We start from the raw sequence: 14272 nt of genomic DNA on the forward strand, positions 1-14272 counted from the left end.
AGAAGAGTAACCAAAGAAAAGGCGAGCCCGGTTTGGCGCCCCTGCGGGGTCCCCTGCGCTACTCGCTTCCGGCGGGGGCTGCGCAACTCGGCCTACGGCCTCAGACAGTGCTCGCCCTTTCCCCGCCAGAAGCTCCGTTGCTCGGCGCCGCACAGGGCCAATGGTGGCCACCTCGAACGTTCAGGACAAGCCAGCCGCCTTACTGTTGCGGAAGGTTCAGGGGCGATCCGATTCGTCGTTGGCGGGCAAGAACTTTCGATACCGGAAAGGCACGGCCCAGCCGCCCAACAACACTTCGAGCACGCCTCGCAAGCGGTCCCGCACACCCAGCTTTGCGCAGACAAAACTCTCCTGGTGGCCCTCACGGAATACGCCGAAGAGTTCTATGGACGCCTCCGCATATGCCGCCGGCACCATGACCCGCTGGACGTTGTAGAGCGACACCTGCATTCCCGGATACAAACCGCCAAAGCCGCGGTTGTGCACATAGAAGGGAATCCGGTGTGCGATCAGCATGCTTTCCATGACAGCAAGCTCTGATGCCGATCGGGGGGCGGCCAGGAGGAAGAATTCCATAGCTCAGTTTTTGTGCGGGCTAAATCGAGAGCTAGATGGGCCTAACGTTGGAGGTAAGGGGCGGCCCGCTTGCGTGACGCCCCAGCGGCCGAAGCCCGCGCCTTGACCTAGATGTTAGGCTTCTGGCCGTTACTTTTTTGCCTTTTTAGGGGTAAGTGGGCCCACGCTTCCCATCCCAAGTTCAATGTCTTTTCCATCGCCCAGCCTTGCGATTTTGATATAACCAGTAAGCACTTTCGACTCGGGGTCAAACGATTGGGTAACAAATACGCTGTCGTATTGGCAGAGCAGAACTGTGTTTGGCTCTCCTTTGACTAAAAGGAAGTCTGTCTTTGCCTTTGCGGTCTGCCCACCTAGAACGCTAGCAAACGATGACACCACTAGCAGAAGAAACAGAAACAGCACAGGGGCTCTACCAAAGCGACCAACGGCTGTACCAATGAGAGAAAATGAACTTGCGTTCCGTTCGATCTTGTCTTGTTCTACAAGCTTCTGCTCAAAGGTTGGAATCTTTCGCTGAGCAATTAACGGGAAGACCAGCTCAAAAAAGGCAGTAAAAGCGATAACTCCTCCAAAAAGGTACCAGCCTTCGCCGTGAAGCAATAACGGACTAAACAAAAAAACAAGAAATAGAGTCTGTTTGACGAGCAAGCGTACTGCCTTAGCTAGGGCGGTTTCAGATCGAGGTAATAGTGGCCAAATCGCATTTGCTATCGCGTACATCGGTATGGCTGCGGCCAGCAGTGAGCCACCCGCATTAAGAAGTAATGTGGGGGAAATCGTTATCAGGCTAACCGGAATATTGAAGTACTTCGCAAATCCTGATTCGTAAGAAAAGGCAACGGCGTAACTAGCTGCTGTTAAAGCAATAACCCATATTGCATCTGAAATTGCCGGTGAACCAGTTCTTGGGGAATCAGACATATAGGAAGCCTAACGTGTAATTGAGGCGCCTGCGCGGCTTTTCGCGCAGGTCGCCTCGAACACAGGGTTAGGGCTTATCGCGCCATCCATGCGTGAGGCCCGGAAGGTTGCGGAGAAAGAAGTGGTTCTTTGTAGTCCGGGTCTCTGTAGAACTTGCCGCATTCTTTAAATGGACAACGCCTGCCTGTCTTTTCATACCTCAGTGGCGATAGTGGTTTTTTGTCACGGCACGTCGGACAGTAGTAAAGACCATTAACTCGATGCTGGTAGAACTGATACTTCGGCAGATATTTGAAAGATGGAAGGAGATAAAAGACCCATGCAAGGAGCGCAAGAATTACTGCTACTGATAACGCTAAAAGTATCGCTATTGTTTGTGGTGTTAGGTCTCTTGCTACTTGGATTGCAGTCTCCCTTCCCCAAATGGCTGCGGCTAATGCCATTGGTGATAGCCCCGCTAATACTTTGGATATGGTTGGAGCTACCAAATGTTCTCTTAGGAACTTCAGCATATAAAAGCCCTAACTAGTAGTAGACGACAAAAGTCGTCCAATAAAATGTGACTGTTCAATATCCTGGAACACCGGACAGCCTTTAACTTACCGTCAGGACGCCCGCATCGCAACAACAAGTTGCAAATCGCATATCCAAATCAACTAATTCACCAACTCCCAACCGGTGCGACCGCACTCGCCACACCACCGGTTTCCCATCCCCTTCCACCCCCGCCGAGCAGCGCAAGGCGGGCGGGGGGCTTTCGGCGAGGACTGTCTGAGGCCCGCAGGGCCGAGTTCCGCAGCCGCCCCGCGCGACTGAGCAGCGCAGGGAAGCCCGCAGGGCCGGGGGTGAGGGTCCGCCTTCTTTTGGCTACTTTTCTTAGCGGTTAAGAAAAGTACGCCCGCCGGGCAACGGCGGAACCCAGCCGCAAATCAACAAACCACGCCCAACCAATCCCCAAACCTCAAACCGCAGAACCAGAACCCGAAGCGGAAGGATCATCCTCCCCCTTGTCCACCTCAATCCCCCAATCCCCATGCTCATACCAATCTTCCCCCAGCAACTCCATCGGATGCTGGGTGCGGCTGGAGCCGTTGCCGCATTGCAGGTTGTCCGTGGAGCAATACTTGTCGCAGCCCCAGCAGATGCGCTCGGGGTGCTTGGGATGGAGGGGGAATTTCTTGGCCATGGGGATTCACCGGAAACGACGGGACCGGCCCGTTCATAACCAAGTAGATTACTCGGGTATACAGCAGCCACCCTGATCCTGGTCAAAAAAGGGGCGCCGGCGATCCGGCGGCAAAGAGTGGTAGCGAAGACTAGCGGCGGCGCCACACCTGCCAGCGCTCGCCGCCGGCGAAGACCGGGATGGGGGCCTGGGCGGGCGCGTCGACCATGCGCTCGAACCAGGGGGAAAGCAGTGCTTCCTGCTCCGCCGCACCGATGCCGAAGGGCGGGCCCTTGGGCTCGTCGCTGAAAAAGAAGAAGCCGGCCAGATAGCCGCCGGGGCGCACCAGTTCGGCCGCCCGGGGGCCGTAGCCGGGCCACAGCTTGCGCGGCAGGGCGCAGAGGAAGGCCCGTTCGTACACCACGTCGTAGGGCGCGGCCACGGGGAAATCGAAGAAGTCGGCGCAGCGCAGTTCGCCGCCCCACTCGCCGAGGACTTCCCGGGCGGCGGCGATGGCGGCGGGGGCAAAGTCCAGGGCCGTCACCGCCCAGCCGCGCTGGTCGAGCCAGGCGGCCTCCCGGGCGTGGCCGCAGCCGGGCACCAGAATGCGCGGCGGCGTGGCGCTGGCGGGGGGCGGCAGCAGGGCCTCCAGTTCCGCCGGGGCGCTGCCGTGGTCCCAGGGCGTGGCGCCGGCGGCAAAGCGCTTGTCCCAGAAATCGGGCAGTTCCGGGCGCTGGTGGTCGGGCTTGGCGGACGGGGCTTGGGTCATGGGCGTCTCCTGATTCTTGTGTGCGCCATTCTACCGGCCCCGCCCCCTCTCAATGGCAGTGGCCGCCCACCTGGAAGGGATCGAGCAGGTTGCTGCAGATCCAGCGGGCCAGACGGCCGCGCCAGCTTTGGTCGGGCTTGTAGCGTTCCAGGCGCTGGGTGAAGGTCCATTCCCGGGGCAGGTCGAGAAAGAGGATGGTGGCGATGAAGATGTTGAAGAAGACGTCGAGGAACAGGGCCACCAGGGCGGCGGGGGCGATCAGCACCCGGGGCACCGTGGTCAGTTTGGGCCAGGCGGCCTTGCCGGCCATGGTGACGATGAAGAGCAACCAGAAAACGTAGATGTAGACGAGCAGCATGATGTTCTCCCTGAATCGTTATGGACGACCGCGACAGCAACCCGCCGTCATGGCCTGCGACGATTATGGGCGGGAGAGGCCGCCGCTGGAAGCCTCATCGGCGACGGCCGCCATGGCGCCACCTCCGGCCTGCTGGGCCAGCCAGGCCTCGTAGCCGCCCCGCACCGGGCGCACGTTGCGGTAGCCCAGGGCCATCAGGCGACGGGCGGCCTGCACGGCGCTGGCATCGGCAGGGCAGTTGCACAGGGTCGCCACCAGGGCCTCCCGGGGCCAGTGGGCGGCCCGCTCCGCCAGGTCGTCCAGGGTGGCGGCGGTGGCGCCGGGGAGAAGGCCCGTCTCCCGGATCATGGCCTCGCCGCGCAGGTCGAGGAACAGGGGCGGCGCGGCGGACTGCAGGGCATCGGCCAACTCCGCCGGGGTGAGGTGGGGAATGGCGGACAGCTTCTCGAAACGGTATTTCTGCCAGAACTTCCAGCCCAGCCACAGGCCCAGCAGGGCCAGCAGCAGCGTCAGGGCCAGGTCGCCGTTGCCCTGCAGGCGGGCCAGCACCTGCTGCAGTTCGCCCCGCAGCCACCAGCCGGCCAGGATGGCGCCGCCGGCCCACAGGGCCGCCCCCAGGGCGACGGCGGCGAGGAAGGACGGCAGGGCCAGGCGCAGGGAGCCGGCGATGGGCGGGGCCACGGTGGAAAAGCCGGGGATGAACTTGGCCAGCACCAGGGACCAGGCGCCCCAGCGGGTGAAGCGGGCTTCCGTGGCGCTGACGCAGGAGCCCGGGTTGATGGAGAGGCGGCAGAGGCCGGCCAGGACCCGGTAGCCGAAGCTGCGTCCGGCCAGATACCACACCCAGTCCGCCAGGACCGAGGCCAGCACGGCGGCGGCCAGCAGTTGCAAACCGTGCAGGGGCGAGGCGGCCAGGCTGCCGGCCAGCAGCAGGGTCGGCACCGCCGGCACCGGCAGCCCCAGTTGCTGCAGCAGCACGTTGAGGAAGACCACCCAGGCGGCGTCCCGTTGCAGGGCATCGGTCAGCTGGGCAAGGTCCATGGGCGGCTCCGGAGGCGGCAGGGAATAAGGGTTGGGGCCAAGAAAAAGGGCCCGGGCTTGTCACTATAGCCCGGGCCCCGCGGGGAGTAGAAGCCGGCGGCCTCAGTCGGTGCGCACCGGCACGTAGAGGCGGGCGTCCTCCCGCTGGATGAGCAGGGCGAAGCGCTTGCCGGCCTGGTCCAGCAGTTCCTTGAGCTGGGCCGGGGAGGAGACCCGGGCGTTGTTCACCGCCAGCACCACGTCCCCTTCCTGCAGGCCGGCCCGGGCGGCGGGACCGTTCACTCCCACCACCACCACGCCGCTGCTGCCCAGGGCCGCCGCCTCTTCCCGGGAGAGGGAACGCACGGCGAGTCCGACGCGGCCGCCGCCGGCGCTCTCGCCCCGGGCCTGGGGCGCCGTCTCGCTGGGCATGGCGGCCAGCACGGCCTGCTTCTCCAGGCGCTTGCCGTCCCGCAGCACGGTGAGGCCGAGCTTGGTGCCGGGAGCGCTGTCGCCCACCTTGCGCGGCAGGTCGGTGGCCTCCTCGATGGGCACGCCGTCCAGGGCGATGATGACGTCGCCCGGCTGCAGGCCGGCCTTGTCCGCCGGGCTGCTGCGGTCCACCCCGGTCACCAGGGCGCCCACGGGCTTGGCCAGGCCGAAGGACTCGGCCAGCTCCTTGGTCACCGGCTGCATGGTGACGCCGAGGCGGCCGCGCTGCACCTTGCCGGTCTTCTGCAGCTGCTCCTTGACCTTCATGGCGACGTCGATGGGGATGGCGAAGGAGATGCCCTGGTAGCCGCCGGAACGGCTGTAGATCTGGGAGTTGATGCCCACCACCTCGCCCTTGAGATTGAACAGGGGGCCACCGGAATTGCCCGGGTTGATGGCCACGTCGGTCTGGATAAAGGGCACGTAGGTCTCGTCAGGCAGGGCCCGGGACTTGGCGCTGACGATGCCCGCGGTGACGGAATTCTCGAAGCCGAAGGGGGCGCCGATGGCGGCCACCCACTCACCCACCTTGAGGCGGTCCGGGCTGCCGATGCGCACCGTGGGCAGGTTGCTGGCGGCGATCTTGATCAGGGCCACGTCGCTGCGGCGGTCGATGCCCACCACCTTGGCTTTGAATTCCCGCTTGTCGGTGAGCTTCACCGCCACCTCGTCGGCATCGGCCACCACGTGGGCGTTGGTCAGCACGTAGCCGTCGGCGCTGACGATGAAGCCGGAGCCGATGCCGCGGCTTTCCTGGGGCTGCTGGGAGCCCATGCCGGGGGCGATGCCGAAGCGGCGCAGGAAGTCGTAGAAGGGGTCGTTGGGATTGATGCCGCTGACGTTGCTGTTCTTGGCCAGGGTCACGGTGGAGATGTTCACCACCGCCGACCCCACCTGCTCCACCAGGGCGGAAAAGTCCGGCAGGGCGGCCAGGGGCGCGCCGGCGGCGGGCCCTGGGACGGCCGCGGCGGAGGCGGCGGCAACCGTGGCGGGGGCGGCGTTGGAGCGGGAGATCAGGGACAGGTCGGCCTGGGCGGCGACGAAGGCCAGCAGGCCGCCGGCGGCAAAGGCGGCGACGCTGCGGGAAAAACGGAACGGCAGGGGGCGGAAGGGGATTTTGGTCATGGTCTTATATCCTCCAAAAGTTGGGGCACGGCAGAAGACTACCGAAAATCCGCCGCCATGCGCCTGACCTTACAAGGTGTTACAACGACGACACAGAACGTCATCAAGCAATGCGGGAGGAAATGGGGGCACCGGCCGCCGAACACAAGCCCTGCCACGAGGCAGAAGGGACGGCCATCTCCGCCATGCCATGCCGGAGGTGGCCGTCCCTTCTAGGTTTGCAGCCACCAACCCTGGTGGATCCGCGCCTGTCCCTAGATCTGCCGCTCCCGCCCGGCCCACCAGGGGTCCCGCAGGGTGCGCTTCAAGGTCTTGCCGGCGGCGTTGCGCGGAAAGTCGGGGACGATCTCCACCGAATGCAGGCGCTGGTACTTGGCCGCCACCCGCTCGTTCACCCAGTCCCGCAGTTCCGTCGGGCTCGCCGCCGCCGGCTGCCGCAGGACGATGGCGGCGTGGGGCGTCTCGCCCCATTTGTCGTGGGGAATGCCGAACACCGCCACCTCCCGCACCGCCGGGTGGCGGGCGGCCACCTCCTCGATGTCCTTGGGGTACACCTTGACCCCGCCGGAATCGATCATGTCCTTCTTGCGGTCCACCAGGTGCAGGTAGCCCTCCTCGTCCCGGTAGCCCAGGTCGCCGGTATGCAGCCAGCCGTCCTTCAGGGTCTGGGCCGTCAGCTCGGGCCGGTTGTAGTAGCCGCTCATGAGGATGGGCCCCTTGCCCACCACCTCCCCCACTGCGCCGGGGGGCAGGTCGCGGCCGTCCTCGCCGACGATGCGCAGCTCGTAGAACTGGGGTGGGGTACCCACCGAGAGGGGCTTGCGCAGGGACTGGCTGCGGTCGAGCACGGTGATGAAGCCTTCGGTGAGGCCGTACAGCTCGTAGAAGCGGTTGGGCAGGAGCCGGTTCAAAGCCTGCTTGCGCTCCTGCAGCAGGGGGGCGCCGACGGAGAGGAAGGTCTCGATGCTGGCCAGCTTCTCCGCGGCGAAATCCGGGTGGTCCAGGATGGCGACGATCTGGGAGGGCACCACCACCGTGTGAGTCACCTTTTCCTGCGCAATCAGGTCGATGGCCAGGGCCGCATCGAAGGCCCCGGCCAGGACATAGGTGGCCCCCAGGTAGAAGGCGGGGAACATGGTCAGCAGGGCGCCGTTGAAGACGATGCCGCCGCTGTGCAGCACCACCGACTCCGGCGTCATGCGCCAGGTGGAGGCCAGCAGGGTGCAATAGGCGGCGCGGCAGGCGTGGGACTGCAGGATGCCCTTGGGCTGGCCCGTGGTGCCGCTGGAATACATGATGGCGAAGATGTCGTCGCCGGCGGGGTGGGGCACGGCCGGCTCGTCCTCGCAAGCCGCTGCGGTGAGGGCTGCATAGGCGGGATGGTCGCCCGGGAAAGTCCCGGAATCCTGGGGCGCGGCAGATGAGGGATCGCCCTCCCCCACCACCACGATACGTTCCCGGGCCAGGGCGGGCAGGGCCTGGCCCAGGCCGTCCACTTCCGCCACCGCAGCGGGGTGGATGAAGAGCGCCGCCGCTCCCGCATCCGCCAGCAGGCTGCCGAGGCCGGCGGCGTTGAGCAGGGGCGAGAGGGGCACCAGCACGGCGCCGATGCGCGGCACCGCCCAGTAGATTTCCAGCAGCTCCAGGCTGTTGGGCAGCACCGTCGCCACCCGGTCCCCTTGCTTGATGCCCAGGGCCAGCAGGGCATTGGCCAGGCGATTGACCCGGCGGTGGAACAGGCGCCAGGTGAGGCGCCGGGTCTGCCGGCCGTCGGCGAAGACCACGGCCGGGTGTTCGGGCCGGTAGCGGGCGTGGTGGGCGATGAGGGTGGTGGGTTGCTGCATGGGGCCTCCGGAGACGGGAGGCGGCAAAGGGCCGCCGGACAGCAGCCAGTCTAGGAAGGCGCCGGCTCCGGACCCAACGATTGTTTTGGAATATTTTTATGGCAAAAGAACGGGGCCGGGGAGGTTGCCCTCGCCGGCCCCGCTGGCAGGCGCTCCCGCCGCCCGGGCGGAAGCTGCCATGGTGGCGCCTACTTGGCCGGGCCCTTGCGGATCAGGCCCAGGGGCTTGCCCAGGGGCAGCAGGGTGCGGCCGAAGTAGCTGTTGATGAAGATGGAACCGGCGGCATAGAACCCCAGCAGGGCGATGGCCAGTTCGGACCAGGCGGCGGCACCGCTGAAGAAGGCGGGGGCCACGCCCAGCATGGAGAGGGCCAGGGAAGGCAGCAGCACGTTGATCAGCACCAGGATGGCGGCGAACACCTTGTTGGCCTCGAAAGCCGCCACCATGATGAAGATGGAGAAGATGAAGTAGGCGATACAGGCAAAGGCGAACTGGCGCGGGTCGGCCTTGGCCGCATCGATCTCGCCGAACCAGCCCAGGCTGATGGCCCAGTGCATGGCCACGGCGATCCAGAACAGGCCGTAGGCGCCGAGAACGATGGCGCCGAAGTAGTTGTTCTTCTTGAAGTCGATGGTGGAGGCCCAGATCTGGGCGATGGAACCCAGGAACAGGGCCCAGGGGATCAGGTAGGTGACGCCGCTGGTCCAGCCCAGTTTGGCGGAGGCGGCGACGAAAGTGACGGTGGCCAGGCCGAACACCCCCAGGGCGGTGGGGTCGGACATGACAATCTTGGTCTCCATGACCTGTGCTTGCTGCTGCATAAAAACTCCCTCGCGTTGTGTTTGATTGGATCGAGGTCGGTTTTTGCTGCCCTGGCCATGGCACAGAAAAGGGGGAAAGGCCTGGCGGCCCGCCCCCCTATTTCCAGCGACTGTCACCTGGCACCACCGCCAGGCGCAACAAATTACGAATTATGAAATCGTATTTACCGTATCTCGCCCGACACTATAGAGAGCCTTTATTTGCAGTCAATCCGCAGTGCACAATAGGTTACGATTAGTAAAAACAATTACTTATAAAACACCCTGACGGGATATCAGCCGCTGTTGCGCAGACCGGCGGCCACCCCGTTGATGGTGAGGTGGATGCCGCGGCGGATGCGCTCGTCCGTCTCCCCGGCCCGGTGGCGGTGCAGCAGTTCCACCTGCAGGTGATTCAGCGGGTCCATGTAGGGGAAGCGGTTGCGGATGGAGCGCTTCAGGAGCGGGTTGTCCGCCAGCAGTTCGGCCTGTTCCTCGATGGCCAGCAGCAGTTCCCGGGTGCGCTCCCACTCGGCCTTGATGCGGCCGAAGATGGCGGCGCGCAGCTCGGCATCGGTCACCAGTTCGGCGTAGCGGGAAGCGATGGCGATGTCGCTCTTGGCCAGCACCATGTCCATGTTGGAGAGCAGGGTGCGGAAGAAGGGCCAGTTGCGGTACATCTTGCGCAGGGTGGCCAGACCCGCCTCCCGCCCTTCCGGGTGCTCGCCCAGCCAGGCCTCAACGGCGCTGCCGAAGCCGTACCAGCCGGGCAGCATGAGGCGGCACTGGGCCCAACTGAAGACCCAGGGAATGGCCCGCAGGTCCTCGATGGCCTCCGACTTCTTGCGCGAGGCCGGGCGGCTGCCGATGTTGAGGTTGGCGATCTCGGAAACCGGCGTCGATTCGCGGAAATAGGTGGTGAAGCCCGGGGTCTCGTACACCAGGCCCCGGTAGGCGGAAAAGGCCAGCTGCGAAAGGCGGTCGAGCACGGCGTGGTAGGGCCTGGCCGGCTCCACCCGGTTTTCGTGGTCGGTGAGGGTGGCTTCCAGGGTGGCGGCGGCGAGAATCTCCAGGTTGCGCCGGCCCACTTCCGGGTTGGCGTACTTGGAGGCGATGACCTCGCCCTGCTCGGTGATGCGGATCTGGCCGGAGACAGCGCCGGCGGGCTGGGCCAGGATGGCCTGATAGCTGGGGCCGCCGCCCCGGCCGACGGAACCGCCGCGGCCGTGGAAGAGGCGCAGGCGCACGCCTGCTGCGGCAAAAACCCGGGTCAGGTCGATCTCGGCCTTGTACAGCTCCCAGCCGGAAGTGAGGAAGCCGCCGTCCTTGTTGCTGTCCGAATAGCCCAGCATCACCTCCTGCTCCTCGCCCCGGGCGGCCACCAGGGCCCGGTAGGCCGGCAGGGCAAAGAGGCTGGCCATGACCGGGGCGGAGCGGCGCAGGTCGTCGATGGTCTCGAACAGGGGAATGATGTTTACCGCCAGCTTCGGTTGGGCACCCGGAATCAGCAGCCCGGCCTCCTTGGCCAGCAGGGCCACTTCCAGCAGGTCGGAAGCGCCGTCGGTCTTGGAGATGATGCAGTTGGGCAGGGCGGCGTCGCCGTAGCGGGCCTTCAGTTCCCGGGCGGCGAAGAAGATGGCCAGTTCGCCGGCCGTTTCTTCCGAGTACGCCAGGTAGGGCGAGTAGAGGGGCCGGGGGCTGGCGATTTCCTCCGCCAGCAGGGCGATGCGTGCGGCTTCGTCGAGGGCGGAATAGGCTGCGACGGAAGGCAGGCGGCCGGCCAAGGCCAGCAGTTCGGCGACGCTGCGTTCGTGCACGTCCGAGTTCTGGCGCAGGTCGATGGGGGCCAGGTGGAAGCCGAACACCTGCACCGCCCGGATCAGGCGGCGCAGGCGGCCCCGGGCCAGCAGGCCGGCGCCGTGGGCGGCGAGGGAGGCGGCCAGCACCTGGAGATCGGCCACCAGGGCGGCGGACGAGTCATAGGGCGCGCTCTCGGCCACGGCGTGGCGCAGCGGCGGGTGCCGGTCCAGGGATTCGGAGGTGGCGGCCAGGCGGGCGTAGATGCCGGTGAGGGCGCGCCGGTAGGCTTCGTCCGCCCGGTGGGGGGAACGGTCCGGGGAGCGGTCGGCCAGGGCCGCCAGTTCCGCCGACACGGGCAGCAGCATCTGGGACAGGGGCAGGTCGGCGCCGAGGGCGTGGATTTCGTCGAGATAGAAATCCAGGGCGGCGGACGACTGCAGGCGCAGGGCCTCCTTGAGGATGTCGGCGGTGACGAAGGGGTTGCCGTCCCGGTCGCCGCCGATCCAGCTGCCGATGCGGAAGAAATTGGGCAGGTCCCAGGACTGCTCCGGGAAGCGGGATTTCAGCTGATCCTCGAACTGGCAGTAGAGCCGGGGCAGTTCGGCGAAGAAGGTGTCGTCGTAGTAGCTGATGCCGTTCTTCACCTCGTCCACCACCGCCAGCCGGTTGGGCCGCAGCATGCGGGTGCGCCACAGGGTGAGCACGGCGGCGCGCAGGGCGGCGTCGTTGTCGGCTGCCTCTTCCGGGGTCATGGCCACCCGGTCCCGGGTATCCAGCAGGCGGGCCACCTCCCGCTGGCAGTGCAGGATGCTCTTGCGGCTGACTTCGGTGGGATGGGCCGTCAGCACCGGGGAGACCAGGGCATGACCCAGAGCCTCGGCCAGGGCCTCGCCGCCGACGCCGGCTTCGGCCAGGCGCTCCAGGGCGTAGGCCAGACTGCCTTCCCGCGCCTCGGAGCCGGCGATTTCATGGGTGCGGCGGCGGCGGATGTGGTGCTGGTCCTCGGCGATGTTGGCGAAGTGCAGGAAATAGGTGAAGGCCCGCACCACGGAGAGCATGGTGTCCCGGGGCAGGCCGTTGAGGATGGCGGCCAGCTCGTCCCGGGCCGCCGGCTCCTGGTCCCGGGCGAAACGCACGGCGATCTGGCGGATGGTCTCGACGGCGGTGAAGGCCTCGCCGCCCTCCTGTTCGCGCACGGTGTCGCCGAGGAGACGGCCCAGGAGGCGGATGTCCTCCCGCAGGGGCTGGTCCTTGTCGGCGGCGGCAGAGAGGTCGGCAGAAGGGGCGGGAGCGTGCAGGGACACGGTTTTTCCTTGGATGCGAGTCATGACCCGGCCAGATTACTGCGCTGCAACAGAGGCGCCTATGGGGGTTTTCACCGATGCCGCGCCGGGGACGGCGCTTTTGTGCCGCATCAAAGTGGCGCCCCGCCCCCATGCTAGAATGGGCGCCACTTTTTTCCACCCGCCGCACGGCATTTTCACGCTTTTCCGGGGACCGCTTTGACCACTACGCCCGCTACTGTCACCACTCCTTCCCGCATCGTCATCGCCTCCCGGGAATCCCGCCTGGCCATGTGGCAGGCCGAGCATGTGCGCGACCGCCTGGCCGAGATTCACGCCGGCGCCGAAGTCTCCATCCTGGGCATGACCACCCAGGGCGACCAGATCCTCGACCGGCCCCTGTCCACCATCGGCGGCAAGGGCCTCTTCATCAAGGAGCTGGAAGTGGCCATGGAAGAAGGCCGGGCCGACCTGGCGGTGCACTCCCTGAAGGACGTGCCCATGGACATGCCCGAAGGCTTCGCCCTGGTGGCCATCTCCGCCCGGGAGAATCCCCGGGACGCCTTCGTCTCTAACAAATTCCGCGGCCTGGAAGACCTGCCGGAAGGCGCCGTGGTGGGCACCTCCAGCCTGCGCCGGGAAGCCATCCTGCGGGCCAAGTACCCCAAGCTGCAGATCCGCAGCCTGCGCGGCAACCTGGACACCCGCCTGCGCAAGCTCGACGAGGGCCAGTACGACGCCATCATCCTGGCCGCCGCCGGCCTCATTCGCCTGGGCCTCTCAGACCGCATCCGCTCCGTGCTCACCCCCGAGCAGTCCCTGCCGGCCCCCGGCCAGGGCGCCCTGGGCATCGAGGTGCGGGCCGACCGCCTGGATGCCGCCGCCTGGGTGGCGCCCCTCAACGACGCCACCACCGCCGCCTGCGTCATCGCCGAGCGGGCCTTCTCCCGGGCCCTGGGCGGCAGTTGCCAGATTCCCCTGGGCGGTTACGCCGAAATGAAAAACGGCCAGGTCTGGCTGCGGGGCTTCGTCGCCAGCGTGGACGGCCAGCAGATGGTGGAAGGCGAAGCCTGGGGCACCCCGGTGGAAGCCGCCGCCCTGGGCCGCCAGCTGGCCGAGGACCTGAAGGCCAAGGGCGCCGGCGAAATCCTCGCCGCCCTGGCTTGTGCCAAGCACTGATTGAAAACCCTTAGCCACAGAGGGCACAGAGAACGCAGAGAAAAACGAGGGCAAAGCAAAGGCACAGAGTTGCCGCTGACGTGGATTCCCTCCTCTCGGTTTTCCCCTCTGTGTTCTCTGTGCCCTCTGTGGCAAAAATGACATGCCCCTGACCGGCCGCACCATCGTCGTCACCCGGCCCCGGGCCCAGGCGGACAGCCTGGCCCAAGCCATTGCCGCTGCCGGCGGCACTCCCCTGCTCTACCCCCTGCTGGAAATCGAGGCCGCCGACCCGGCAGCGCTGCAGGCCGTGGCCCCCCGGCTGGCGGACTACGCCATCGTCTTCTGCGTCAGTCCCAATGCGGTGGAACACGCCCTGCCCACTCTCCTGGCGGCCGGCCCCTGGCCGGCCGGCACCCGCCCGGCCGGCGTCGGCACCGGCACGGAAAAGGCCTGGGCCCGCTTCGGCCTGGACCGGGTCATCGCCCCCAGGGAACGTTTCGACTCCGAGGCATTGCTGGAACTGCCGGAATTCCAGGCTGAGGCCGTGGCCGGCAAGAAGGTGCTGATCCTGCGCGGCGATGGCGGCCGGGAGCTGCTGCGGGAAACCCTGGAAGCCCGGGGCGCCACGGTGGACGTGCTCACCTGCTACCACCGCCGCCCGCCGAGCCAGGGCACGGCAGCCCTGGAGCAGGCCTGGACCGCCGGCCGCCTTGATGCCATCATCATCTCCTCCAGCGAAGCCCTGCGCTACCTGTGGCAGTTGCTGGACGAAGACGGCCGCCGCCGCCTGGCCCAAACGCCCCTGTTCGTCCCCCACGAGCGCATCGCCCAGGGGGCAAAGGACCTGGGACTGCAACGGGTCATCCTCACGCCCCCTGCCGACCAGGGCCTATTGGCCGGCTTATGCGCCTATAATTGGGCTCAATAATTCGCTTCAGACAACACGGCCCCAGCC

General features: G+C 66.2%; 12 protein-coding genes. 2 read left to right on the plus strand and 10 right to left on the minus strand.

Features of this window, described 5'->3' with window-relative positions:
• Positions 1-216: 216 nt before the first annotated feature.
• The 10 genes from EV678_RS14635 to ppc all read right to left on the minus strand — a co-directional run bounded on the left by EV678_RS14635 (position 217) and on the right by ppc (position 12177).
• On the minus strand, positions 217-576 hold the full coding sequence (locus EV678_RS14635; protein WP_130460041.1) for a hypothetical protein: 360 nt from the start codon (positions 574-576) through the stop codon (positions 217-219).
• Positions 577-705: 129 nt separating this feature from the next.
• Positions 706-1500, minus strand: coding sequence for a hypothetical protein (locus EV678_RS14640; protein WP_130460042.1), 795 nt, complete (start codon positions 1498-1500; stop codon positions 706-708).
• A 961-nt stretch (positions 1501-2461) separates the two neighbouring features.
• A complete protein-coding gene (locus tag EV678_RS14645; protein ID WP_130460043.1) occupies positions 2462-2686 on the minus strand; it encodes a DUF3079 domain-containing protein in 225 nt (74 codons plus the stop codon).
• A gap of 130 nt (positions 2687-2816) precedes the next feature.
• Positions 2817-3434 carry a methyltransferase domain-containing protein gene (locus EV678_RS14650; protein WP_130460044.1) on the minus strand — a complete coding sequence of 206 codons (618 nt, stop codon included), beginning with the start codon at positions 3432-3434 and terminating at the stop codon, positions 2817-2819.
• 49 nt (positions 3435-3483) lie between these two features.
• Positions 3484-3792, minus strand: a complete 309-nt coding sequence (locus EV678_RS14655; RefSeq protein WP_014236696.1) for a hypothetical protein — start codon at positions 3790-3792, stop codon at positions 3484-3486.
• 63 nt (positions 3793-3855) lie between these two features.
• Complete coding sequence (locus tag EV678_RS14660; RefSeq protein ID WP_130460045.1) at positions 3856-4833, minus strand: VTT domain-containing protein; 978 nt, start codon at positions 4831-4833, stop codon at positions 3856-3858.
• Positions 4834-4935: 102 nt separating this feature from the next.
• Positions 4936-6429, minus strand: coding sequence for a DegQ family serine endoprotease (locus tag EV678_RS14665; RefSeq protein WP_172974782.1), 1494 nt, complete (start codon positions 6427-6429; stop codon positions 4936-4938).
• A 254-nt stretch (positions 6430-6683) separates the two neighbouring features.
• The gene (locus EV678_RS14670; RefSeq protein WP_130460046.1) at positions 6684-8273 is read right to left on the minus strand and encodes a class I adenylate-forming enzyme family protein; all 1590 of its coding nucleotides are present in this window, start codon (positions 8271-8273) and stop codon (positions 6684-6686) included.
• 188 nt (positions 8274-8461) lie between these two features.
• A complete protein-coding gene (locus EV678_RS14675; RefSeq protein ID WP_014236692.1) occupies positions 8462-9094 on the minus strand; it encodes an acetate uptake transporter in 633 nt (210 codons plus the stop codon).
• A gap of 275 nt (positions 9095-9369) precedes the next feature.
• Positions 9370-12177: a phosphoenolpyruvate carboxylase gene (gene ppc, locus EV678_RS14680; RefSeq protein WP_130460047.1), complete on the minus strand. Its 2808-nt coding sequence runs from the start codon at positions 12175-12177 to the stop codon at positions 9370-9372.
• 198 nt (positions 12178-12375) lie between these two features.
• Between ppc and hemC the strand changes: the two genes are divergently transcribed.
• Both hemC and EV678_RS14690 read left to right on the plus strand, forming a co-directional pair.
• Positions 12376-13335 (plus strand): hydroxymethylbilane synthase, encoded by a 960-nt coding sequence (gene hemC, locus EV678_RS14685; RefSeq protein WP_130460048.1) that lies wholly within the window; start codon positions 12376-12378, stop codon positions 13333-13335.
• Positions 13336-13477: 142 nt separating this feature from the next.
• Positions 13478-14245, plus strand: coding sequence for a uroporphyrinogen-III synthase (locus EV678_RS14690; protein ID WP_130460049.1), 768 nt, complete (start codon positions 13478-13480; stop codon positions 14243-14245).
• Positions 14246-14272: the final 27 nt, after the last annotated feature.

This window comes from Azospira oryzae (genome assembly GCF_004217225.1).
Classification (GTDB): Bacteria; Pseudomonadota; Gammaproteobacteria; order Burkholderiales; family Rhodocyclaceae; genus Azospira; species Azospira oryzae.